The sequence below is a fragment of the Pseudoduganella albidiflava genome (assembly GCF_004322755.1).
GTDB classification, from domain to species: Bacteria; Pseudomonadota; Gammaproteobacteria; order Burkholderiales; family Burkholderiaceae_D; genus Rugamonas; species Rugamonas albidiflava.
The window spans coordinates 2,850,766-2,873,820 of record NZ_CP036401.1; the positions used below are offsets into that span (position 1 = coordinate 2,850,766).

Here is a 23,055-nt window from a genome sequence, read left to right on the forward strand (position 1 = left end):
CCTCGCGCGCGTCTTCGCCGTCCCGTTGCACAACCATCCAACCAAAGGAACCTGCATGCGTCCTCGCACCACCCATCTCCTGGCCGCCTTAATCCTGGCTTTCGGGGCAGCCGGCGCGGCCGTCGCGCAGGCCGGCCCGGCAGTCCCGACCTACCCGGCCAGCGACTATATCCAGCAAGCCCCCGGCCGCCCCGGCGGCGTGCTGGTGACCAGCGCATCGTACGAAGCCGGTTCCTTCGACATCCACAAGCTTCACGCGGGCAACCTGCTGTGGCAAAGCCGGCTGGTCTTCGACAGTCTGGTCTATCTGGACAGCGCAGGCGCCGCGATGCCATGGCTGGCGAAGTCGTGGACGGTATCGCCCGATGGCCGCGTGGTCACTTTCCGGCTGCGCGAGGATGTGACGTTCAGCGATGGCACGCGTTTCGATGCGGAAGCGGTACGGATCAACTTCGAGCGGATCAAGAAACTCGGCACGCAATCGCGCATCGCGGCCGCCTATCTGTCGCCGTACGTGGAAGGGGTCGCAGTCGATACGTACACCTTCGAGGCAAGGCTCGACGCGCCGTACCCGGCGTTCCTGTCGTTTCTTGCCCAGACGTGGCTGGGCTTCATCTCGCCACGCCAGATCAGCGGCGATCCGGCCAGCATCGGCGAACGCCCGGTGGGCACCGGGCCGTTCGTGGTAACGGAGTACGCGCCGGGCAAGCGGGCCGTGCTGGCAAGGCGAGCCGACTACGCGTGGGCGCCCGACTATCTCCGCCATGCGGGGCCCGCCTACCTGGACGGCATCGTCATCGAAGCCGTACCCGACGACGCGGCCCGCACCGCCAGCCTGCAGCAGGGCCGGCACCAGCTGACCTTCGAGGCGCCGCTGACGGATGGGCAGCGCTTGCGGGCCGATCCCGGTCTCGTGTTCTACAACAGGGTGCGGCCGGGGAGCCCGATGCGCAGCCTGGCATTCAACACCGCACGCTTCCCGTTCGACGATGTCCGCATCCGCCGCGCCGCGGCGATCGCCATCGACCGCGAGCGCGTGACGCGCGAGCTCAGCGCGGGAGAATTCATCGCGAAAGCCGATTACCTCGGCACCAACACGCCCGGGTATGTGGACACGTACCGGCATGTGCTGGCCTACGACCCGGCGGGCGCCGCGGCGTTGCTCGACCAGGCCGGCTGGACGGAACGGGACCGGGATGGCATCCGCAGCAAGGGTGGCCGGCGCCTGAGCGCGGAGCTGCTGACGACCGGCGACGAAAGAACGCCGCCCGCATCGGTGCTGGCCATCCAGTCCGGCCTGAAGGCGGTGGGCATCGAGCTGCGCCTGAAACCTGTCGCCGGGGCCGACCTGCCCGCCGCCGTGCGCGCGGGCGCCTACGATGCGCTGACCGGCGGCTGGTGGTCGGCGGCGACACCGGATGTCCTGTTCCTGCTGTATCACAGCAGCCAGACCGCCCGGCAGAACACCTTCGGGCAGGATACCGGCCGCATCGCCGATCCGGTACTGGACGACCTGCTGCTTCGCGCCCGCCGGTCCCGCGATGCGAACGAACGCGATGCGCTGTATCGCCAGGCGCAAAAGCTGCTGACGGAACTGGTGCCGGTCGTGCCGCTGCATGAAAGCCATCACCTGGTCGCCTACTCGCGGCAGCTGAAGGGCGTGCTGTTCGACACCACGCACAATACGCCGATCCTGACGGGGGCGTGGCTGGCGCCGGCGGAGGAGGTGGCAAAAGAGCGTTGATGGCGGGAGGCGATGCCGGCTATATCGCCGACGCGAAAAACGCTGGCGTCGCCACCGTAATGCCGTTCAGTTAAAGGTCGCCGGCTCATCGAAAGCGCATGCATTCACCCCAACAGCGAAGGGCTGGGGTCAGACCCGCCGGGTCTGACCCCGGCATTTGCACTTGGGGTGGGGTCATCTGAACAGCATTAGCGTCGTCGCCCCCTAATTTTTTTCGTGATTCCGCTGACGCTTTCCGCATCTCGCTGCACAAGGGGTATACCAACGACATTCATGAGGTATCCCTTGCACAAGCATTCCCTGACCCTGGCCGTGCTGGCCACGCTGCCCGCCTTGTTCAATCCCGCCTGCGCCCATGCCCAGGCATACGCCGACCGCCAGGATTACCGCCTGCCGGCGGCGCCGCTCGAACAGACCTTGCTGGCCATCGCCGCCGACACCGGCGTGGCGCTTGCCTATGACCCCCGCCTGCTGGGCAGCGCCCGTTCGGCCCCCGTGGTCGGCCGCTACAACGCCACCGAAGCCATCGCCCGCGCGCTCGACGGCAGCGGCTTCGAGCTGGCCTCCGGCGGCGGCGGGGCCCTGACGATCCGCCGCCGCGCCGTCCAGAAGCCGGAAGCCCCGGCCGCGCCGCAGTTCCTGAAGGTGTCGGCGCCCGCCGCACCGGCCATCGTCGCTGCGGCGGCGGCACAGCCGGCCGCCATGGCCACCGTCACCGTCAGCGGCGCGCGCCAGGGCCGCGGCGGCGCCACCGGCGAAGATCCGCAGCGCACGCCCACCTCGTCCTACCGCATCGGCGGCGACGAACTCGACGAGCAGAATGTCACCACGCTGGAGGAGTTGCAGCAGCTGGTGCCGGGCCTGAACATCCAGAGCACCGACCCGTCCGACATGCAGATCACGATCCGCGGCGTCGGCGACGGCGGCGGGCAAGCCAGCGGCGACGCGAACATCGGCATGCCAAGCAGCGTGGCCGTCTACGTGGACGGTGTCTACCTGGCCCGGCCCGGCATGCTGTCGAGCCTTGGCGATATCGCCCAGGCCGAAGTGCTGAGCGGCGCCCAGGGCACCATGTTCGGCGCCAATGCCACGGGCGGCATCGTCAACATCACGACGAAATCGCCGACCTTCGTGCCCGAGGCGGAGATCACGGTATCGGCCGGCCAGCATGGCTACCAGCGCGTGCGCGGCGTCGCGTCCGGCCCCTTGTCCGAGAACTGGGCTGGCCGGCTCAATGTCGTGCGCAGCGCTGGCGATGGCGCGGTGACCAACCTGCGCACCGGCAACCGGCTCAATGGCGGCTCGTCGAACGGCCTGCGCGGCCAGCTGCTGTATCGCGGCGGCGAGCGGTTCACGCTGCGCCTGTCCACCGACTACAGCAACGGCAACAGCGAGCCGACTTCCGTGCTGGTGGCCACGCACGCGGTCAACGGGCGCGATGGCTACCTGGCCCATTCGGCCGCGGCGGGCCACAACGTGGTGTTCGGCCCGAACGTTGACCTGGACGACGAGAACCGCATCCACGTGGTGCAGGGCGGCGTCGCGGCGCTGGCCGAGTGGCAGTTCGGCGGCGGCTGGCAGCTGCGTTCCGTCACGTCGCTGCGCTACTTCCATTCGCAGCCGACGATGGCCGATGGCCTGTCGGTGCGGGTCTATGCGAACACCGGCACGGAGGTGCGCGACAAGACGTGGTCGCAGGAACTGCGGCTCGATTCGCCCGGCGGCCGCAGCCTGGCGTATGCACTGGGCCTGACTTACCTGGGCCAGCACGCCGAGACGCTGGCGCACACGCGCTACGCCGATACCTCCGTACCGGCGCTCTGGCTGGACAGCGCGGCGTTCCGCAACCTCAACATCATCCGCCTCGGCCTGCTGCGCGACCGCATGCTGTCGCCGTTCGCGCAGGGCACGCTGCGCGTGGGCGACTCGGTCGACATCACGGCCGGCGTGCGCGCCAACGTGCAAAAGAAGGGCGGCAGCTTCGTCCGCTATAACCGTGTGCCGTTCAATTCCGGCTACCTGGAAGAAAACCACACGCTGCCTTCGGGCACGCTGACGGCCACGTGGCGCACGGCGCCCGGCTGGAGCGCCTACGCGGCCGCGTCGTACGGCGAGAAGTCCGGCGGCCTGAACATCTCCGCCGGCGCGGCGCGCCAGGCCGGCCTGGATTCGCTGTTCATCAAGCCGGAGAAGACGAGAAGCGGCGAAATCGGCGTGAAGGCCAGCCTGGCCGGCGACCGGCTGGCCCTGAAGGGCAACCTGTTCCTCACCGAGGTGAGCGACTTCCAGACCCAGGGCTACAACCCGGACGACGGGCAGGTGTACCTGCTCAATGCCGGCACCTTCATCTCGCGCGGCGCCGAGGCCAGCGCGCGCTGGGCGCCGGACCGCCACTGGCGCGTCGACGCGGCGGCGGTGTGGAACGATACTTACTATACGCATTACGACAACGCGCGCTGCCCGCCGGAAGTCACGCTGGCGCCGAACCCGCCGCCGTCGTGCAACCTGACCGGCTCGCGCGTGTTCAACGCGCCGAAGCTGACCGCCAACGCCAGCGTTCGCTATGGCTGGACCTCGGACAGCGGCTTGCGCTCGTTCGTCTCGGCCCGCTACGCTTACCGGAGCTGGATGTTCGGCACCGTCGATACGTCGCAATTCACCCGGGTGCCCGGCTATGGCCTGGCCTCGTTCGCCGCCGGCACCGAGGGCAAGCTGGGCGAGGGGGAATGGAGCGCGTCGGTCTGGCTGAACAATGCCTTCGACAAGACGTACTACAAGCGTCTCGTGAACGGCGAGTATGGTTCGGTGGCCGGCTGGCTGGGCGAACGCCGTACACTGGGCGTGTCGCTGGGGTACCGGTATTGATACGTTGCGAGCGCATGCATTTACCCCAACGGCGAAGGGCTGGGGTCAGACCCGCCGGGGTGGAGCAGGGGTTTCACGAAGCATGCTTCGCGCCTGCGGAACGATGCTGGCATGCATGCCAGCATTCCTTCCTGACCCCGGCATTTGCACTTGGGGTGGGCTTTTCCAATGCGCCGATTCGACATTCAAGAACATTGCTGGAGAAAAGGAGACCGATGGACCGCCGTAAACTGCTGAAACTCACCGCACTGCTGGCCGGGGCGCCGACCATGGCGATGTCACCGGCACGCGCCGCCGCCGATACGGCGCTCGCGCCGCCTGAAACGACCACGCTGGGCTGGCTGGATGGCGCGCCGCCCGCCAGCTTCACCGGCGCCACCTTCGGCGTGCCGTGGCCGCAGGGCCAGGTGCCGCGCGGCAGCGGCTTCACAATGCGCGCCGCCGGCGGCGCTGCGCCACCACTGCAATCATGGCCGCTGGCCTGGTGGCCGGATGGTTCCATCAAGTGGAGTGCCCATGCGATTGGCGCGGGTGAGCCGGCGGCCAGTTACGGCTTGCAGCCCGGGCCCGCGGTGCCGGCCGAAGCCGGCATGGCGCGCCGCGAAGGCGACGGCATCGTCGTCGATACCGGCAAGCTGCGTGCCCGGGTGCCGGGCAAGGGTGGCCAGGTGCTGGCCGAAGTGGCGCTGGCCGGCCACACGCTGCTGCGCGGCGGCGAACTGGTGCTGCTGACCGACGGCGTGGACGATGGCGAAGATGGCGAAGATGGTGACCGGCGGCGCCGGCGCTGGCAGGGCGAGGTCGCGCAGGCGGAGATCGAGCAGGATGGCCCGGTGCGCACGGTACTGAAACTGACCGGCACGCACCGCGCCGGCGATGGCCCCGGCCTGCTGCCGTTCACGCTGCGGCTCGAATTCCACCGCGGCAGCGAGGCGATCCGCTTGCTGCACACCTTCGTCGTCGATGTCGATCCGGCGCGGCTGGATGTGCGCGGCATCGGCCTGCGCTTCGGCACCGCGCTGGACGGCGCCCCGCACGACCGCCATGTGCGCTTCACGTCCGCGGCCGGCGGCGTGTTCGCCGAAAGCGTGCGCGGCCTGACAGGCTTGCGGCGCGACGTCGGCGACGACAACGCCGCCCTGCAGGTGGCCGGCCTGCCGCTGCCGCCGGTGGAACAGCTGCCCAAGGCGGTGCGCGATGGCCTGCAGTACGTGCCCGCCTTCGGCGACTACCGGCTGCTGCAACCGAACGCGGACGGTTTCACCATCGCCAAGCGCACGGCGAAGGGCCATGGATGGATTCCGGCCGGCGGCGGGACGCGTGCCGGGGGCACCGCTTATCTGGGCGGCGCTAAGGGCGGCGTGGCGTTCGGCGTGCGCAATTTCTGGCAAAGCCATCCCGGCCAGATCGACATCACCGGCGCGGCCGGCGACGCCGCCGCTGTCACGCTGTGGCTGTGGGCGCCCGAGGCACCGGCCATGCAGCTGCGCTTCTTCCACGATGGCATGGGCCAGGACACGCATGCGAAACAGCGCGCCGCGCTGGACATCACGTACGAGGATTACGAGCCGGGCTTCGCTTCCCCCTACGGCATCGCGCGCACCAGCGAACTGGAACTTCAGCTGCTGCCGGCCACGCCGACGGCCGCCGGGCTGGCGGCGATCGGCCAGCGCATCGCGCAGCCGCCCCGGCTGATGGCGACGCCCGGGCGCCTGCATGCGGCCGGCGTGTTCAGCGAATACTGGGCACCAGCGGGGGCACCCGCGGGAACACCAGCAGGCCGGGGAGGCGCACGTGCGAAGGCACTGGCGAATCGGCTGCAGACTCGGCTGGCGCAGCTGTTCGACTACTACCGGGGCCAGGTCGAACAGCGCCGCTGGTACGGCTTCTGGGATTATGGCGACGTGATGCATACCTACGATGCGCGCCGCCACCAGTGGCGCTACGACGTGGGCGGCTTCGCCTGGGACAACTCGGAACTGTCCACCGACATCTGGCTGTGGCACTACTTCCTCCATTCGGGACGGGCCGACGCGTTCCGGCTGGCCGAGGCGATGACGCGCCACACGGGAGAAGTGGACGTCCACCATATCGGTCCTTTCAGTCCCCTGGGCACACGGCACGGCGTGCAGCATTGGGGCGACAGCGCCAAGCAGCTGCGCATTTCCACCGCGATCAACCGGCGCTTCATGTATTACCTGACGGCGGATGAGCGCATCGGCGACCTGCTGGTCGAACAGCAGGACGCGGTGCGCCGCCTGCGCGACATCGCGCCGGGCCGCAAGATCGGCCAGCAGCCGGCCGGCGGCGCCAACGAAGCCAGCGTGGGTTTCGGCACGGACTGGGGCGCCATCGCCGGCGCCTGGTTCACGGCCTGGGAGCGCACCGGCGACAAGGCCTGGCGCGACAAGCTGCTGGCCAGCATGCGCACCATCGCCGCGCAGCCGAAAGGCTTCTTCACCGGCAGTGCCGTGATGGACCTGGACACGGGCGCCTTCCGCATCGCCGCCTCGGACAAGATCGCCGTCTCGCACCTGTCCGCCGTGTTCGGGTTGACGGAAATCTGCGCCGAACTGCTGCGCACCCTGCCGGAGCCGGCGTTCCGCGCCGCCTGGCTGCAGTACTGCCGGCTGTACAACGCCACGCCCGAGGCGCAGAAGGCCGAGCTGGGGCAGGCGCTCGGTCCGCTGAACCTGTCGCAGGGCCATGCGCGGCTGCTGGGCTACGCGGCGGTGCAGGCGTCCGGCATGACGGAGCGGCAGGCGCTGATACGGGAAGCCTGGCGCCTGTTCGACGCGGGCAAGGCGGGGCTGCGCGAGGCGGATTTCGCGGTGCGGCGGGTGAGCCGGCCCGCGGTGCTGGACGATATCGACGAGGCGCCACGGATCTCCACCAATGGCGCGGCGCAGTGGGGCCTGGGGGCGCTCGGCCTGCTGGCGCTCGATGCCCGGGCGGCGCCTGCGGGCACGCTGCTGGTGCGGGATGATTTCCGCACCTTCGACGCGCGGCGCTGGCGCGTGGAAGCGGAGCAGGGCGATCCGCGCGAGGTCGTCACCGTCCGCAATGGCGCGCTGGTGCTCGACACCCGCGGCGGGCTCACCGTGTGGCTCACCCAGCCGCTCGACGGCCACTACGAGATTGCGTATACCTGCACGGTGCTGGACGAAGGCCAGCCTGGCGACCGGGTGTCGGACATGAACATGTTCTGGCAGGCCCGCATGGCGCGGCCGCTGTCCGGCAAGCTGGCCGACTACGACAGGGTGCCGATGTTCTACGCTGGCATCGGAGGCAACCACAACGCCACCACGCGGTTCCGGCGTTACGACGGGAGCGGCGAGCGGCGATTGCTGCAGGAATATACCGACAGTCCTTACCTGCTGAAGGGGAATCACCCTTACCGGATCCGCATCGTCGTCGATGGCGGCGGTACCCGGCTGTATGTCGACGGGGTGCAGTATTTCGCGTCGCGCCAGCGGGTTGGCGCCGGCCTGTTCGGGTTCCGCACCACGCTGTCGCGGCAGCGCATCACCGATTTCGCCGTGTTTCGTTTGGCCGACCCCCTGTCCAAGCGAACGATCGTGCCAAAAGGGTCCCGCACGCGGGCCGCCACTTCAGGGTAATATTGACGGTTACGCACGTCGTGTCACTTTGATATCGGATCAGCCGATGACACGCGTAACCAGAATTATTCACCATTGCGCCCCGCCGCCGCAGGGCGGCGCCATGGGCGGCCTGAAGGAGAAAGCATGACCATCGAACGTAATGACGACAACCAGGACGTCCGCCGCGAGCAGCAACTGCGCGCGGACGCGCTGGAGTACCATCGCTTCCCCACCCGCGGCAAGATCGAAGTGGTGCCGACCAAGCCGCTGTCGAACCAGCGCGACCTGTCGCTGGCCTATTCGCCGGGCGTGGCCTACGCCTGCGAGGAAATCGCCGCCAACCCGGCTGCCGCCGCCGAATACACGTCGCGCGCCAACCTGGTGGCCGTGATCTCGAACGGTACCGCGGTGCTTGGCCTGGGCAATATCGGCCCGCTGGCCTCGAAGCCCGTCATGGAAGGCAAGGGCTGCCTGTTCAAGCAGTTCGCCGGTGTCGACGTGTTCGACATCGAGCTGGCCGAGAACGACCCCGACAAACTGGTGGATGCCATCGCCATGCTGGAACCGACGGTGGGCGGCATCAACCTGGAAGACATCAAGGCGCCCGAATGCTTCTACATCGAGAAGAAGCTGCGCGAGCGGATGAACATCCCCGTCTTCCACGACGACCAGCACGGCACCGCGATCATTTCCAGCGCCGCGCTGCTGAACGCGCTGAAGGTCGCCAACAAGCGCATCGGCGACATCAAGCTGGTCGCCTCCGGCGCCGGCGCCGCGGCGATCGCCTGCCTGGACATGATGGTGGGCCTGGGCGTGCGCCGCGAGAACGTCTACGTGACCGACTCGCGCGGCGTGATCTGGCAGGGCCGCGAAGCCAATATGGAAGCCAATAAGGCGCGCTATGCGCAGGCCACCGATGCGCGCACGCTGGCCGACATCGTGCGCGGCGCCGACGTGTTCCTGGGCTGCTCGACGGCCGGCGTGCTGACCGGCGAGATGGTCAAGACGATGGCCGAGCGCCCCGTCATCCTGGCGCTGGCCAATCCGGAACCGGAAATCCGCCCCGAGGTGGCGCTGGCCGCGCGGCCGGACTGCATCATCGCCACCGGCCGTTCGGATTACCCGAACCAGGTCAACAACGTGCTGTGCTTCCCGTACATCTTCCGCGGCGCGCTCGATTGCGGCGCCACCCGGATCACCGAGGAAATGAAGCAGGCGTGCGTGGTGGCGATCGCCGCGCTGGCCGAGGCCGAAGTATCGGAAACGGTGGCCGCCGCCTATGCCGGCCAGACGCTGGCCTTCGGCCCCGACTACATCATCCCGAAACCGTTCGACCAGCGCCTGATCTCCGCGATCGCGCCGGCGGTGGCCAAAGCGGCCGCGGAATCCGGCGTGGCCACCACGCCGATCGCCGACCTGGCCGCCTACCGCGCGCAGCTGGAACAGCAGGTCTACCACACCGGCCTGGTGATGAAGCCGCTGTTCACGGCCGCCAAGGCCGCGCAGAAGCGCGTGGTGTACGCCGAGGGTGACGAGGAGCGCGTGCTGCGCGCCGTGCAGACCGTGGTCGACGAAGGCCTGGCCAAGCCGGTGCTGGTGGGCGAGGGCGCCAAGGTGGAAGCGGCCATCGCCGCCGCCGGCCTGCGCCTGAAGCGCGGCACCGACTACACGCTGGCCGAACCGGGCGGCGCGGAGTCGACCGACCATGCGCTGGCGCTGCTGAAGTCCGGCGAAGCCGATGCCGTGATCTGCGGCCTGCGCGGCAGCATCGACACCCACCTGGAGCAGGTGCGCAACACCATCGGCCTGGCGCCGGGCGCCGAAGTGATGGCGACGATGAATGCGCTGGTGCTGGAAAAGCACACGCTGTTCGTCACCGACACGCACGTCAACGACGACCCGACCGCGCAGGAACTGGCCGCGATCGCGCGCCTGGCCGCCGAGCAGGTGCGCCATTTCGGCCTGGAGCCGAAGGTCGCGCTGCTGTCGCACTCCACCGCCGGTTCTTCCGAGCGCCCGTCGGCCCGCAAGATGCGCGACGCCCGCGCGCTGCTGGCCCACGCGTCCCCGGACCTGCCGGTGATCGGCGAAGTGCAGGGCGACGTCGCGCTGGCCGGCGGCGTGATCCCCGGCTTCACCGGTGAAGCCAACGTGCTGGTGATGCCTTCGCTGGACGCCGCCAACATCGCCTTCAACCTGCTGAAGGTCACGGGCGGCAAGGGCGTCACCGTCGGTCCCGTGCTGCTGGGTGCCGCACAACCCGTGCACGTGCTGGGCCCGGGCGCCACGGTGCGGCGCATCGTCAACATGACGGCGGTCGCTGTCGCCGGTGCCGTGCGTTGATCGGCTTTGCCGGGTAAATGAAAGGGCCGCCGGCATGCCGGCGGCCCTTTTTGCATGCGGGCGCAAGCTGCGACCCGGCGAACCGATGGGGCGTGGCGATGGCGATCGGCGGGCTTGCCAGCCTGCGGCTGTGCAGTGTGCCTATCCCGGAACCGCTGGCACGCAGGCTCGCGAACCGTTCATCCGCCGCGCCATGCGGCCGTGGTGCCCGGCTTCGTCACGGCATCACGCCTTGAAAGTGTTCAGCAACGTTACCGCTGGCGAAACGCCGTAGATCTTGCGGCCCGTCTTCGCCGCCTCGATGATGTCGATGAGTTCCTGGTACTTGTCGGCCTGCCGCTCCTCCAGGTTGGTCATGTTCATGGTCCAGCGCACGAAGGTGCGGAAGGCTGCGGGCTCGTTATACAGGAGGCGCAGGTCGTGGTGGCGGGGATCCTTGCCGATCTTGTCATACAGCGATGCCAGGGTGGCGGCGGAGCCTTCCAGTACCTGCATGAACCAGCCGCCGTTGTAGAACAGGCTTCCGGTGACATCGATCCGTGCGTTATTGGCTTTCGCCTGCGCCCAGAGAGCGGCCAGTTCGTCCTTGCCCGGTTTGCCGGTGGATTGACTCAGGTATACGAGTTGATGGAGTGACATGACAGGGGAGAGTGGGTGGGTGGGGGGCTGGTTTTCCTGGCCTAGTCTAACCGGCCTTCGTCCCTTTCAGGCGTTCGCTAACCTTCAGGGCGCCATCGCGCTCTGATAAGGTAGTCTTGCTGTACAGCCCGGACCTGCGGAAACGTCCGCAATCCGGGCTCGTGGTCCGCCACGACCGCGGCTGGGTTCGCGCCGGGTGCGGGCCACGGTCTTCCATGCAAGGCGGATATCGATCGGAGAGCGGGCCATGCGCAGTGTGCGTCTACTACGGGGTTGTATTCCTGTATTCGTTGCTTCATTCGTGGTCGCCAGTTCGTCCGGCGCGCCGGTCAAACCTGTCAAGCCCGAACCGCCGAAAACCAGGGAACAATGCGCCGCCAGGGGAGGCGAGTGGATGCTGTACCCGTTGGGGCCGTTCCATTTCTGCGCCGTGAAGACCAGCGACCGGGGCAAGGCCTGCGCCGACGACAGTGAATGCCAGGGCGACTGCGTTCCCGTGGAAGAGCCATCGGCACGGCCGGGCGCGAGGCCCGGCGTGTGTGCGCCGACGCTGCCGATGCCGGGCGGTTGTCCGCGGCACCTGGTGGACGGGAAGCTCGTCGAAGACCCCTGCATCTGACGTTGTTACGACATGCGGGAAGCTGGGCGGGCCGGATAGCCCAACTGGTCATCGCTTGACTCGGATGTGTCCTGCTTGTAAGATTGATTATCTTATTGCAATAAGACCAATTCACCAACTCACCTACGGATACCATGGATTTCCCGCGCTCGCTCATTACCGCCCTGGCCCTGTCGATCGGCATGACGACCGCTGCGTCAGCCGCCGGCCCCATCGAAACGCTTTATGACGGCAACGGCAGCCCGGCCGCGCAGGGATGGTCCGCGGGCGGCCGCGGCACGCAACTCCCGAGTGAGGGAATAACGCAGTTCATGACGGCGAACGACACGCCTCGCACCAGCCAGTTCCAGTACTTCCAGTACGCCACCGGCGCCACCGACTACATTGCTTCGATCCGGCTGCTGGTCGTGTCGTCGAGCTACAACCTGATGGACGCGGCGCTGACGTTCAATCCGTTCAACGTGCTGCTGACGCCCGCTTCCAGGGCGAATACCTTCATGATCGGCAACGATGTCGTCGCGTGGGGCGACCTGCAGGGCGCTTCGCACACACTCGATACCAACATCTTCCATGACTATGCGTTCCGCTACAACGGCGGCAAGCTGGACCTGTATATCGATGCCTCGTTTGCCGACATCGCGTCCGGCACGGCCAGCGCGGTCCTCAGCAGGACGTTGATGGATCCGGTCTTCGGCACGCTGTCGGGCGGCATCACGTGGGGCGATGCGACGAACGACTTCGGCTACGACTCCAATTATCTGGTCGACAACGTCAAGTTCCAGGACCTGGGAGCGGTGTCCCCGGTCCCGGAGCCGTCGACGTACGCGATGATGGGCCTGGGCCTGGCAGGTCTCCTGCTCGGATCCCGTCGCCGCGGCGGCCAGGCTTCGTAACCGGTCCCACGATCCGCGCATTGCTGGTCGGCGCGGACATTCCAGAAGGCGCACAGTGCGCCTTCTTTCGACTCAAAATTTGCAACTAACCGAAAGATGAAGTAAAGCGATCGACCTCGCCTGAACCAACGGATCCACCGCCCGGGCCGACAGGGCGAACGGTTTCGCACCGCCGCGGCGTGCCGCCACCCGTGCACCACACCACCGCCAGCCATGCTAACGTCCGCCTTTTCGCAACAAGGAGCAGCCAGTGCGGTCATGCCTGTTTCTCCTGGCGGCGGTGCTCCAGACCGCGGCCGCGGCGCACGCCCAGGTGCAAGCGCAAGCAAGCCCCACCTATCGCAACCCGCTGCCGGTCAGGCTGGCCAGCGGCGAGTTCGCGCAGAACTGCGCCGACCCGGCGGTGCTGCGCGATCCGCAGGCGGCGCAACCCACCTGGTACCTGTACTGCACGACCGACCCGGTCAGCCGCAATGAAAGGGAAGGGGACGGTTACCGCTTCCGCCTGCTTCCCGTGTACCGCTCGACGGACCTGGTGCACTGGGACTGGGTAGCCGATTCCTTCACCGACCGGCCGGCGCCGGCCACCGCGCGCTCGTGGCTGTGGGCACCCGAGCCGCAATACCACGATGGCCGCTACTGGCTGTACTACACGATCACCGATACGGACGACGCGCACAGCCCCGAGGCGGGCTGCGACAGCGACAGCTCGATCGGTGTCGCCAGCAGCGCCTCGCCAGCCGGGCCATGGCAGGCCAGCGGCAAGCCGGTGGTCGGGCCGCGCCGCGCGGCGCCCGGCTGCAAGTTCGACTGGACCTTCGACCCCGACGTGGTGGTCGACGACACGGGCGCGCGCTGGCTGTACTACGGCAGCTATGGCGGCGGCCTGTTCGTCCAGCGCCTGGCGGCGGACGGCCTGTCGGTGGAAGGCGAAGCGCGCCGTGTCGGCACGTCCGGCCGCTACGAAGGCGCCGAGGTGGTGCGCCACGATGGCTGGTATTACCTGTTCGCGTCGGCCACCGACTGCTGCGCCGGGCCGCTGACGGGGTACTCGCTGCATGTCGGCCGCGCCACCAGTCCGCTCGGCCCGTTCCTCGACCGGCACGGCAACGACATGGCGGCACCGCGCGCCGGCGGCACGCCCGTGCTGGCGCAGAGCGGCAACCGCTGGATCGGCGCCGGGCACAACTCCGTGCTGCAGGATGGGGCCGGGCAGTGGTGGACGATCTACCACGCCGTCGATGCCGGCGATCCGCTGTTCGCGCCCGGCCTGACGCGGCGCCCCGCGCTGCTCGACCGGATCGACTGGGCAGGCGGCTGGCCGGTGGTCGCCGAGGGCAGGGGACCGTCGGACCGGGACTTGCCGGCACCGGCCACCAGTGCGGGCGGGGCGCGCCCGGCACCGGCGTTCGGCGGCACCGGTGCCGGCCTGCGCCTGCTGTGGCGCGAGGATTTCACGAAGGCGCCGGCCGCGCCGTGGCGCTGGATACGCCAGCCCGGCAGCTGGCGCGCCACGCCCGAAGGCCTGGCCGGGCACACCCAGGCGGGCGACCTGTACGTGGACACCAACACGGCACCGCTACTGGCGCGGGCGCTGCCGCCCGGCGACCTGCGCATCGAGACCCGCGTCCGCCTCGATGCGCCGGACGAGTGCTGCACGCCCCACGTGCAGGCAGGCATCGTGGCGCTGAAGGACGACGACAACTACGTGAAGCTGTCGGTGCTGGCCAACGCCGGCCTGCACCAGGTGGAATTCGGCAAGGAGCAGAAACCGGTGCCGGCGCACCACCCCCGCTATGGCAATACGGTGGCCGGCACGCCTTCCGCGCAGGCGGCCTGGACTTGGCTGCGGCTGGACGTGCGCCGCGAAGGCACAGGCCCCGGCGCGCTGGAACGGTGGACCGCCTGGTCCAGCCAGGATGGCCGCGACTGGGTCGGCGGCGGCACGTGGACGCACCGCCTCGGCACGGGCGCGCGCATCGGCCTGGTGGCGATGGGCGCCGGCGGCCGGGCCGTGACGTTCGGGCCGCTGGCCGTCAGCGCGTTGTATCCGCCCCACTCAGCGGCCGGCGCAGCGGAAGCGCGCGCCACGGGAACTCAACCGTGACGCTGTGCAGGACATAAACGACTTATCATAAGGACAAACGTGATGAGAGCCCCGCTGAAGGAGAATGAGATCGTGGACCACCCCCGGCCGCAATTGCGGCGCCCCCAATGGCTGAACCTGGACGGACCGTGGCAGGCGATGCTGGACGACGATGCCGTGCACTACGAACCGGCCGACGTGCCGTTCGATCGCACGATCATCGTGCCGTTCCCGCCCGAGGCGGCGGCCAGCGGCGTGCACGACCGCGGCTTCCGCCGGCGCGTCTGGTACCGGCGGGTGGTGGGGCTGGACGACAACCTGCTGCCGTCGCCGGATGAACGCCTGAAGCTGCATTTCGGCGCCGTCAATCACCGTGCGCGCGTGTGGATCAACGGCCAGTTCGCTGTCCAGCACAAGGGCGGCCATGGCCCGTTCTCGATCGACGTCACGCGCTACCTCGACGGGCGCTGCATGGAGATCGTCGTGCAGGCCGAAGACGATCCGCTGGACATGCACAAGGTGCGCGGCAAGATGGACTGGGAGCTGGAGCCCCACTCGATCTGGTACCCGCGCACTACCGGCATCTGGCGCACCGTGTGGATGGAGAAGGTAGCGCACTCGCATGTGTCGAAGGTGCGCTGGACAGCGGACGTGTTCACGTGGCAGATCCGCCTCGACGCCGACGTGGCGCATCCCGGCCCGGGTCACACTGTGAACGTGGTACTGCGGCTGGGCGACAAGGTGCTGGTCTCGGACCGCTGCATGTTGACGGGCACCCGCCTGTCGCGGCTGTTCCAGCTGCCCGATCCCGGCATCGACGACGCCCGCGCGCACTGGATGTGGAGCCCGGAAAGCCCGCAGCTGATCGACGCCGAGATCACCCTGCATGCGGCGGACGGCCTGGTGCTCGACCACGTGATCAGCTACACGGCGCTGCGCACGGTCTCCGTGGACGGCGACCGCTTCCTCCTCAACAGCCGGCCGTACTACCTGCGCATGGTGCTGGACCAGGGCTACTGGCCGGAAAGCCTGATGGTCGCGTCGGCCGAGCAGCTGCGCCAGGACGTGGTGCTGATCAAGCGGCTCGGCTTCAACGGCGTGCGCAAGCACCAGAAATCGGAAGACCCCCGCTGGCTGTACTGGTGCGACGTGATGGGCCTGTGCGTGTGGGCCGAGATGCCGTCGGCGTACGGCTTCTCCAGCGAGACCGTGCATGGGGTGATGGAGGAATGGAAGGAGCTGGTCGAACGCGACATTTCCCATCCGTGCATCGTGGCCTGGGTGCCCACCAACGAATCGTGGGGCGTGCCGGAACTGATGCATGACCACCGGCAGGTCGACTTCGTGCGCGCCATGTACCACATGACACGGGCGCTGGACGGCACCCGCCCGGTGGTCGGCAACGACGGCTGGGAGATGCCGTGCGGCGACTTCGTCAACATCCACGACTACCACGCCGACCCGGAAGAACTGGTGGCCCGCTACGGCACCCGCGAAGGCTTGAAGTACACGTTCGAGCACGTGCGCCCGGCGCGGCGCCGGCTCGTGATCGACGGCTTCGACGGCATCGGCAAGCCGCTGTTCCTGTCCGAGTTCGGCGGCATCGCCTGCATGGACGAGGCCGATCCGAAAGGCTGGGGCTACTCGGTGGCGCGCGATGGCGAGGAACTGCTGGAACGCTACCGCAACCTGATGGCGGCGATCCATCGCTGCCGGCCGCTGTCCGGCTTCTGCTATACCCAGCTGACCGATACCTTCCATGAAAAGAATGGCTTGCTGACGGAACAGCGCGTGCCGAAGGCGCCGATCGCGGCGCTGGCCGAAGCCACGCGCGGCCCGGATGCGCGGCTGCACGACTGGTACACGGACCCGCTGGGCCACAGCGAACTGTGGCGCGGCAAGCGGGCGCCCGAGCCGGCCCCGATGGGCGGGCAGGCGGCGGCGGTGCCGGCCACGCCGGAAACCACCCATGCGTCGGCCGGACCGGAAGACCAGCCCGGCATGGCGGCACCGGAACCGGGCTTCCGCCTGCCCAGCGAGGCGGCGTGAAGGCAGTAGCCGCGCGGTTGCGATAACCACGACAACAACCAGACCTCGAACGAAACGAGGGGGAGACACGACATGCGAGCTGGCCGATGGGCCACCGCGGCGCTGGCACTGCTGCTCCTGTGCGGCTCCGCGGCACGCGCCGACGTGCAGGTGGTGCAGATGTGGACGCTGGTGTCCGGCGGCGACGGTGCGCGGCTGCGCGCGCTGGTCGATGGCTTCAATGCCTCGCAGGGCGAGGTGCGGGTGGAAAGCACCACGCTGAAGTGGGGCGAACCGTTCTATACCAAGCTGATCACCGCGACCGTGGCGGGCGCCGGCCCGGACCTGGCAACGATCCACCTGTCGCGGCTGCCGAACCTGGCGGGCGGCGGCGTACTGCGCCCCGTCACCGATGCCGAACTGGCGGCGGCGGGCCTGCGCGGCGCCGACTTCCTGCCGCGCCAGTGGGCCCGTTCGCAATACGCGGGGCGCGCTTATGCCGTGCCGCTGGACATGCATCCGCTGGTCCTGTACTACAACAAGGACCTGGCGGGCCAGGCCGGCCTGCTGGACGCCAGCGGCCGGCTGAAGACCATCACCGGCATGCCCGCCATGACCGAGGCGTTGCGCGCCGTGAAGGAAAAGACCGGCAAGGCGGGCCTGGCGATGGAAGCGGCGCAAAGCACGTATGCGATCTGGCGCCTGTGGCTGTCGCTGCTGGCGCAGCAGGGGCTGCCGGTGGTGGCGAACGGGCAGTTCGCCTATGGCGCGGCAGGCGAGACCACGCTGGCCGCGATCGCGCACTGGTTCCAGGCCGGCTACGCCACGGCGGGCCAGGATTACCCGGCATCGACCAGCCAGTTCATGGCCGGGAATGCCGGCTTCATGATCAACGGCGTGTGGGAAGTGCCGGAACTGGTGCGCGGCACGAAGGCCGGCACCATCCGCTTCCGCTACGGCATCGCGCCGTTGCCGCAACTGTATGGCAATGCCAGCACCTGGGCCGATTCGCATGGCTTCGCGATCCCCGCCAACGAGGGCCGGCCGATGACGCCCGAGAAGACCCGCGCGGTGCTGAAGTTCATCGCCTATGTCAGCACACATTCGTTCGGCTGGGCCGAGGGCGGGCACATCCCGGCCTACCGCCCCGTGGCCGAATCGGCGGCGGCGCGCGCACTGATGCCGAATGCGGAATACGCGGCGGCCGCGGCCAGCGTCGTCTACGATCCGCCCGGCTGGTACATGGGCGCGGCGGGGCCGCTGGAAGCGATCGCCTCGAAGTTCCTGCCGGCACCGCTGGCCGGCCAGCTGACACCGGCCGATGCGCTGCGGCGTTTCGAAAGCGAGGCCCAGCGGCTGCTGAAGAAGCGCCCGCCGCGCTACTAGCCACCAGCGAAAGGAAACATGCCGATGAGGGGTCGCCGCGCCGAAACGCTGTCCGCCACGCTGCTGCTGTTGCCGTTCATGGCGGCGTTCATCCTGTTCTTCCTGCTGCCCGCGCTGCAAACGCTGTACCTGTCGCTGACCGAGAGCAGCCTGACGCGCACCAGCGAGTTCGTCGGCCTGGCCAACTACGCCACGCTCATCCAGGATCCCTCGTTCTGGTCGTCGCTGGGCAATACCTTTTATTTTTCGCTGCTGACGGTGATTCCGCTGACCGCGCTGGGCCTGGTGATGGCGCTGCTGGTCGACCATTTCGCGGCGCGCCACGCCGGCGCGAGCGCCTGGCTGCAGGGCGCCTTCTTCCTGCCGTACGTGCTGCCCATCTCCGTGATGACGCTGATCGCGGACTGGATGCTGCAGCCGTCGTCGGGCATCGTGAACCACCTGCTCGGCATGCAGCGCGCCTGGTTTTCCGACGTGCGCTGGGCCATGCCGGTGGTGGCCATCGCCACCATCTGGTGGACGGTCGGCTTCAACATGCTGATGTTCATCGCCGGCTTGCGCAATATCCCCCGCGAGCAGTACGAAGCGGCCGCGCTGGATGGCGCGCGCGGCTTCGCCGTGTTCCGCCACATCACGTGGCCCGCCCTGATGCCGGTGACGATCACCGCGCTGGTGCTGCAGCTGATCGCCTCGCTGAAAGTGTTCGGCCAGACCTACATCATGACCACGGGCGGGCCGTTCAATACCACCCGCGTGACGCTGCACTACATGTATGAAACGGCCTTCACGCAAAGCGACGCGGGCTACGCGGCGGCAGTGGCGATGGCCTTCATGTTCATCGTGGTGGCGCTGGGCCTGCTGCAGGCGCTGCTGCTGAAGAAACGAAAATGACGGGGCTTGCATGAAGACGACGCCGCTGCACTGGACCGTGATCGCCATCGCCTCCGCGCTGGGCCTGGCGATGCTATGGGTGGCGCCGCTGCTGTGGGCGCTGTCGACGTCGCTGCGGCCGGAATACGAGACCATCCTGCCGACGCTGCACCTGCTGCCGCAGCGCTGGACCGTGGAAGCGTTCACCAGGACGCTGGGCGCCGGCAACGTGCCCCGCTGGCTGTTCAACAGCGCGCTGGTGGCGCTGGCCGTGACGGTGGTGACGATGGCGATCAGCCTGATGGCCGCCTTCGCCTTCTCGCAGCTGCGCTTCCGCGGCCGCAACGCGCTGTTCCTGCTGTCGATGCTGGCGCTGCTGCTGCCGTTCGAGGCTCTCCTGGTGCCGCTGTTCCGCACCATGAACGGCCTGGGGATGATCAATACCTATGCCGGGATCGTGCTGCCGCAGGTGGTGTCGCCGATGGTGATCTATGTGTTCCGCCAGTTCTTCGACGCCGTGCCGCACGACTTTCGCGATGCCGCGCTGCTCGACGGCGCTTCGCCGCTGCGCGTGCTGTGGAGCGTGTACCTGCCGATGTCCGGCAATATCGTGTGGGCCATGGCGATCGTCACCTTCATCGCCGCGTGGAACAACTTCCTGTGGCCGTTCATCATCGTCACGTCCAACGACATGATGACGATTCCCCTCGGGCTGACGCAGACCTACGACGCGTTCGGCGTGCGCTACGCCCAGCTGATGGCCGCCGCGCTGCTCGGCGCCTTCCCGGTGGCGCTGGCGTATATCGTGTTCCAGCGCCGTGTCACGCAGGGCCTGCTGGCCGCCACGGGCCTGAAGGGATAAGCGTCGCATCGGCGCAACCGAACGGCGAAGCGCGTTGGCATCGAATTAAGTCTGTGTCTATGATCGGGAAGCTTCCCCAGGCGGAGCCCCATCAGCCTGGCCACATCACAGACCGGAGACAGCGATGAATTCCTTGAGTGAGTTTCGCCGGATGGACCAGATCCGGACAAGCACGAGCCGGATGAACATGAGCCAGATGAAAATGAGCCGGATGCGCCGCGCCGTTGCCGCCGCCATGTGCGTGCTGGCGGCGGGATCGGTGGCCGCGCAGCAGGCCGGCGCACAGGACAACCAGCAGCGCAACCAGCAAAACAGCCAGCAAAACAACCAGCAGAACAGCGCCCAGGCAGTGCCGCTGCCCGCGCCCCAGCCGCCCCAGGATGCGTCCGGCCAGCCGGTCGCCGCGGAGTATACTTCCGGCCAACCGGCCCCCGCGCAGGATACCGGCGCCGGTGCCGCCGTGCAGGGCGGCCCGATCGCCACCGTCGAAGTCACCGGCATCCGCCGCAGCATCCGTTCGGCCGAGCAGATCAAGCGCGATGCGACGCAGGTCGTCGATTCGATCAATGCCGACGATATCGGCAAGTTCCCGGACCGCGCGGCGGGCGATGCGCTGCAACGCATCGCCGGCGTGCAGGTGGGCCGCGACCGGGGCGAGACGTCGACCGTGACGATCCGCGGCCTGCCGGACGTCGTCACCTCGCTGGACGGCAACGACATCTTCACGGGACGCGGCCGCCGGCTGTCGTACCAGGACTTGCCGGTGCAATCGATCGCGGGCATGGACGTGTACAAGTCCGCCACGGCGAACCAGCCGGAAGGCGGCATCGCCGGCGCCGTCAACATCCGCCTGCGCGCGCCATTCGACTACAAGGGCCAGACGGTCACCGGCTACCTGGAAAACCGCCGCCAGAAGATCAATGGCAGCGAAGCCGCGGAAACGCGCAACAGCCCGGGGGGCGGCGTGTTGTACAGCAACCGCTGGAAGACCGATGTCGGCGAGATGGGTTTCCTGTTCGACGCCGCCTACAACAAGGAACACTGGGGCTACCCGGTGCAGTGGGTGGACCGCCCGGACCGCATCTTCTCCGTCAGCCCCGACGGCACCGCGGTGCGCCTGAACGACGACCAGCCACTGGCACCCCTGAAGGCCGGCGACACGCTAGGCAACCTGCCGCAAGTGGGCGGCATCTACAACGGCGGCGTCCGCGAGCGCTTTTCCGGGCACGGCGCTTTCCAGTGGAAGATCAATCCCAAGCTGGACTTCACCACCCAGTACCTGGGCACCGGCTACCGCGCGCGCAGCCAGGTCGACTACATCCTCGGCATCGTCGGCTGGGCGCCGCGCCTGAACAGCGTGGTGCTGGGCGAGCGGGGCTGCGATACGCCGCAAGGCCAGATCTGCCCGATCCTGTCGGCCAACGCGCCGCCGGCGCAGTACGGCCCCACGCCATATGACTGGGATCCGTACATGGCCACCAGCGCGTGGGGCGTCCAGGAACGCACCAACACGCATTACCTGAACTCGACCCTGCGCTTCCGCGACGGCCCATGGGATGTCACCACGGGCCTGGCCTTTACCCACTCGAAATTCATCCAGGACCGCGTGATCGTCGACCAGCAGATCCCGAACGCCACCGTGGGTGTCTACACGTATGGCGCGGATGGCCACGGCGGCTACGCGTCGGTGACGACGCCGACCAGCGCCACGCCGCTGCGCGATCCCAACGAATTCGTGCTGCGCGGCTTGGTGCAGAACTGGGAAGAGTCGCTCGGCAAGCAGACGCAGTGGCGCACCGATGCGACGTACAAGTTGAGCGAGGGCTTCCTGCGCGCCGTCAACGTGGGCCTGCGCCTGTCGTCGCGCTCCACCAGCTATCACTCCGCCGAAGCGGCGCGCGACATCGACAAGCGCGCCACGCCCAGGAGCCCGGGCGATGTGTTCGGCCCGGGATTCGAGACCCTGAGCCCCGGCGTGGACCGGCTGGGTGGCCAGTACTACGTGCCGTCGCGCGACTTCCTGCTCGACCAGACCGACCAGGTGCGCGCCGCGTATGGTTTCCCGGCCGGCCGCGTGCCGGACGACCCGAACCGCCAGTTCGAGCAGCGCGAACGCAGCACCGCGGCCTATCTCAGCGCGCGCTGGCAGACCACCGTGGGCGGCCTCGATGTGAGCGGCGATGCCGGCGTGCGCGTCGTCCATGTCAAGCGCAAGCTGGAAGGCACCAGCCGGGTCGGCAACGTGATCACGCCGATCGACCTGTCCACGTCGGAAAACAATTATCTGCCCAACCTTTCCGCGCTGGTCGGCTGGCGTGAAGACCTGCAGTCGCACTTCTCGGTGGGCAAGACGCTGACGCGACCGGACTTCCTGCGCCTGAATCCCGCCCTGTCGCTGATTCCGCCCACCGTCAACGCGCCCGGCACGGGCAGCGCCGGCAATGCCGCGCTGGCGCCGACCAAGTCGACCAACCTCGATGCGACGCTGGAATACTATTTCCAGGGCAATGGCTACGCGCAGCTGGCGCTGTTCCACCGCGACTTCACCGGCTACCTGCAGGACTACACGCAGGACGAGATCATCGACGGCCAGCGCTACCGCGTAACGCGGCCGCAGAATTCCGGCCAGGGCACGCTGAAGGGCTTTGAATTCGGCACCCAGAAGTTCTTTGATTTCCTGCCGGGCTTCTGGAGCGGCTTCGGCGCCCAGTACAACTTCACGTGGATCGACGCCGACAATGAAACGCGGCTCGACGTCAATTCCGATGTGCTGACGAAGGGCCGCCTGATCGACGTGGCCAAGAAAAGCCACAACCTGGCGCTGCTCTACGAAGGCCACGGCCTGACCGGGCGCCTTGCCGCCACGCGCCGTGGCGACTACGTGGAGCAGATCGCCGAGCCGCGCTTCCTGCAGGACCGCGTCGTCAAGGCGTCGACCTATGTCGACCTGTCGCTGTCGTACGAGCTGACGAAGAACGTCTCGCTGCAGTTCGACGCGATCAACCTGACGAAGGAGAAGTACGAAAGCTACGTGGGCGATCCGGTGCGCCCGCGCGACATCCGCTACACGCCCACCACCTATGGCGTGGGCCTGCGCTTCAAGCTGTGAGGCACGCTG

At 68.2% G+C, this 23,055-nt stretch carries 13 protein-coding genes; 12 read left to right on the forward strand and 1 reads right to left on the reverse strand.

Annotated elements, in window-relative coordinates; genetic code table 11:
* Positions 1 to 55: 55 nt before the first annotated feature.
* The 4 genes from EYF70_RS11875 to EYF70_RS11890 all read left to right on the forward strand — a co-directional run bounded on the left by EYF70_RS11875 (position 56) and on the right by EYF70_RS11890 (position 10,554).
* Positions 56 to 1,744 carry an ABC transporter substrate-binding protein gene (locus EYF70_RS11875; protein ID WP_165497639.1) on the forward strand — a complete coding sequence of 563 codons (1,689 nt, stop codon included), beginning with the start codon at positions 56 to 58 and terminating at the stop codon, positions 1,742 to 1,744.
* Positions 1,745 to 2,029: 285 nt separating this feature from the next.
* Complete coding sequence (locus EYF70_RS11880; RefSeq protein WP_165497640.1) at positions 2,030 to 4,609, forward strand: TonB-dependent receptor; 2,580 nt, start codon at positions 2,030 to 2,032, stop codon at positions 4,607 to 4,609.
* Positions 4,610 to 4,824: 215 nt separating this feature from the next.
* Positions 4,825 to 8,229, forward strand: a complete 3,405-nt coding sequence (locus EYF70_RS11885) for an exo-rhamnogalacturonan lyase family protein (protein WP_218943774.1) — start codon at positions 4,825 to 4,827, stop codon at positions 8,227 to 8,229.
* Positions 8,230 to 8,355: 126 nt separating this feature from the next.
* Positions 8,356 to 10,554 carry an NADP-dependent malic enzyme gene (locus EYF70_RS11890; RefSeq protein ID WP_131145594.1) on the forward strand — a complete coding sequence of 733 codons (2,199 nt, stop codon included), beginning with the start codon at positions 8,356 to 8,358 and terminating at the stop codon, positions 10,552 to 10,554.
* A gap of 225 nt (positions 10,555 to 10,779) precedes the next feature.
* Here EYF70_RS11890 and EYF70_RS11895 read toward each other — a convergent pair whose 3' ends face one another.
* Positions 10,780 to 11,193, reverse strand: coding sequence for a BLUF domain-containing protein (locus EYF70_RS11895; RefSeq protein WP_131145595.1), 414 nt, complete (start codon positions 11,191 to 11,193; stop codon positions 10,780 to 10,782).
* Positions 11,194 to 11,587: 394 nt separating this feature from the next.
* Here EYF70_RS11895 and EYF70_RS11900 point away from each other — a divergent pair, with 394 nt between their 5' ends.
* The 8 genes from EYF70_RS11900 to EYF70_RS11935 all read left to right on the forward strand — a co-directional run bounded on the left by EYF70_RS11900 (position 11,588) and on the right by EYF70_RS11935 (position 23,046).
* Positions 11,588 to 11,812, forward strand: a complete 225-nt coding sequence (locus tag EYF70_RS11900) for a hypothetical protein (protein WP_131145596.1) — start codon at positions 11,588 to 11,590, stop codon at positions 11,810 to 11,812.
* Between the two features lie 134 nt (positions 11,813 to 11,946).
* Positions 11,947 to 12,705, forward strand: coding sequence for a PEP-CTERM sorting domain-containing protein (locus EYF70_RS31615; RefSeq protein ID WP_229420824.1), 759 nt, complete (start codon positions 11,947 to 11,949; stop codon positions 12,703 to 12,705).
* A gap of 250 nt (positions 12,706 to 12,955) precedes the next feature.
* The gene (locus tag EYF70_RS11910) at positions 12,956 to 14,812 is read left to right on the forward strand and encodes a glycoside hydrolase family 43 protein (protein ID WP_131145597.1); all 1,857 of its coding nucleotides are present in this window, start codon (positions 12,956 to 12,958) and stop codon (positions 14,810 to 14,812) included.
* 42 nt (positions 14,813 to 14,854) lie between these two features.
* Entirely contained in the window at positions 14,855 to 16,840 is a 1,986-nt protein-coding gene (locus EYF70_RS11915; protein WP_131145598.1) for a glycoside hydrolase family 2 protein, read from the forward strand.
* A gap of 72 nt (positions 16,841 to 16,912) precedes the next feature.
* On the forward strand, positions 16,913 to 18,205 hold the full coding sequence (locus tag EYF70_RS11920) for an extracellular solute-binding protein (protein ID WP_131145599.1): 1,293 nt from the start codon (positions 16,913 to 16,915) through the stop codon (positions 18,203 to 18,205).
* A gap of 24 nt (positions 18,206 to 18,229) precedes the next feature.
* Entirely contained in the window at positions 18,230 to 19,096 is an 867-nt protein-coding gene (locus tag EYF70_RS11925; RefSeq protein ID WP_229420825.1) for a carbohydrate ABC transporter permease, read from the forward strand.
* Positions 19,097 to 19,106: 10 nt separating this feature from the next.
* Positions 19,107 to 19,937: a carbohydrate ABC transporter permease gene (locus EYF70_RS11930; RefSeq protein WP_131145601.1), complete on the forward strand. Its 831-nt coding sequence runs from the start codon at positions 19,107 to 19,109 to the stop codon at positions 19,935 to 19,937.
* Positions 19,938 to 20,124: 187 nt separating this feature from the next.
* Entirely contained in the window at positions 20,125 to 23,046 is a 2,922-nt protein-coding gene (locus EYF70_RS11935; RefSeq protein WP_165497641.1) for a TonB-dependent receptor, read from the forward strand.
* Positions 23,047 to 23,055 lie beyond the last annotated feature (9 nt).

Coding starts and splice junctions, on each gene's coding strand:
- EYF70_RS11885 (WP_218943774.1), top strand. CDS start 4,825: ATGGACCGCCGTAAACTGCTGAAACTCACCGCACTGCTGGCCGGGGCG.
- EYF70_RS11890 (WP_131145594.1), top strand. CDS start 8,356: ATGACCATCGAACGTAATGACGACAACCAGGACGTCCGCCGCGAGCAG.
- EYF70_RS11915 (WP_131145598.1), top strand. CDS start 14,855: ATGAGAGCCCCGCTGAAGGAGAATGAGATCGTGGACCACCCCCGGCCG.
- EYF70_RS11935 (WP_165497641.1), top strand. CDS start 20,125: ATGAGCCAGATGAAAATGAGCCGGATGCGCCGCGCCGTTGCCGCCGCC.
- EYF70_RS31615 (WP_229420824.1), top strand. CDS start 11,947: ATGGATTTCCCGCGCTCGCTCATTACCGCCCTGGCCCTGTCGATCGGC.
- EYF70_RS11925 (WP_229420825.1), top strand. CDS start 18,230: ATGAGGGGTCGCCGCGCCGAAACGCTGTCCGCCACGCTGCTGCTGTTG.
- EYF70_RS11900 (WP_131145596.1), top strand. CDS start 11,588: ATGCTGTACCCGTTGGGGCCGTTCCATTTCTGCGCCGTGAAGACCAGC.
- EYF70_RS11930 (WP_131145601.1), top strand. CDS start 19,107: ATGAAGACGACGCCGCTGCACTGGACCGTGATCGCCATCGCCTCCGCG.
- EYF70_RS11875 (WP_165497639.1), top strand. CDS start 56: ATGCGTCCTCGCACCACCCATCTCCTGGCCGCCTTAATCCTGGCTTTC.
- EYF70_RS11895 (WP_131145595.1), bottom strand. CDS start 11,193: ATGTCACTCCATCAACTCGTATACCTGAGTCAATCCACCGGCAAACCG.
- EYF70_RS11920 (WP_131145599.1), top strand. CDS start 16,913: ATGCGAGCTGGCCGATGGGCCACCGCGGCGCTGGCACTGCTGCTCCTG.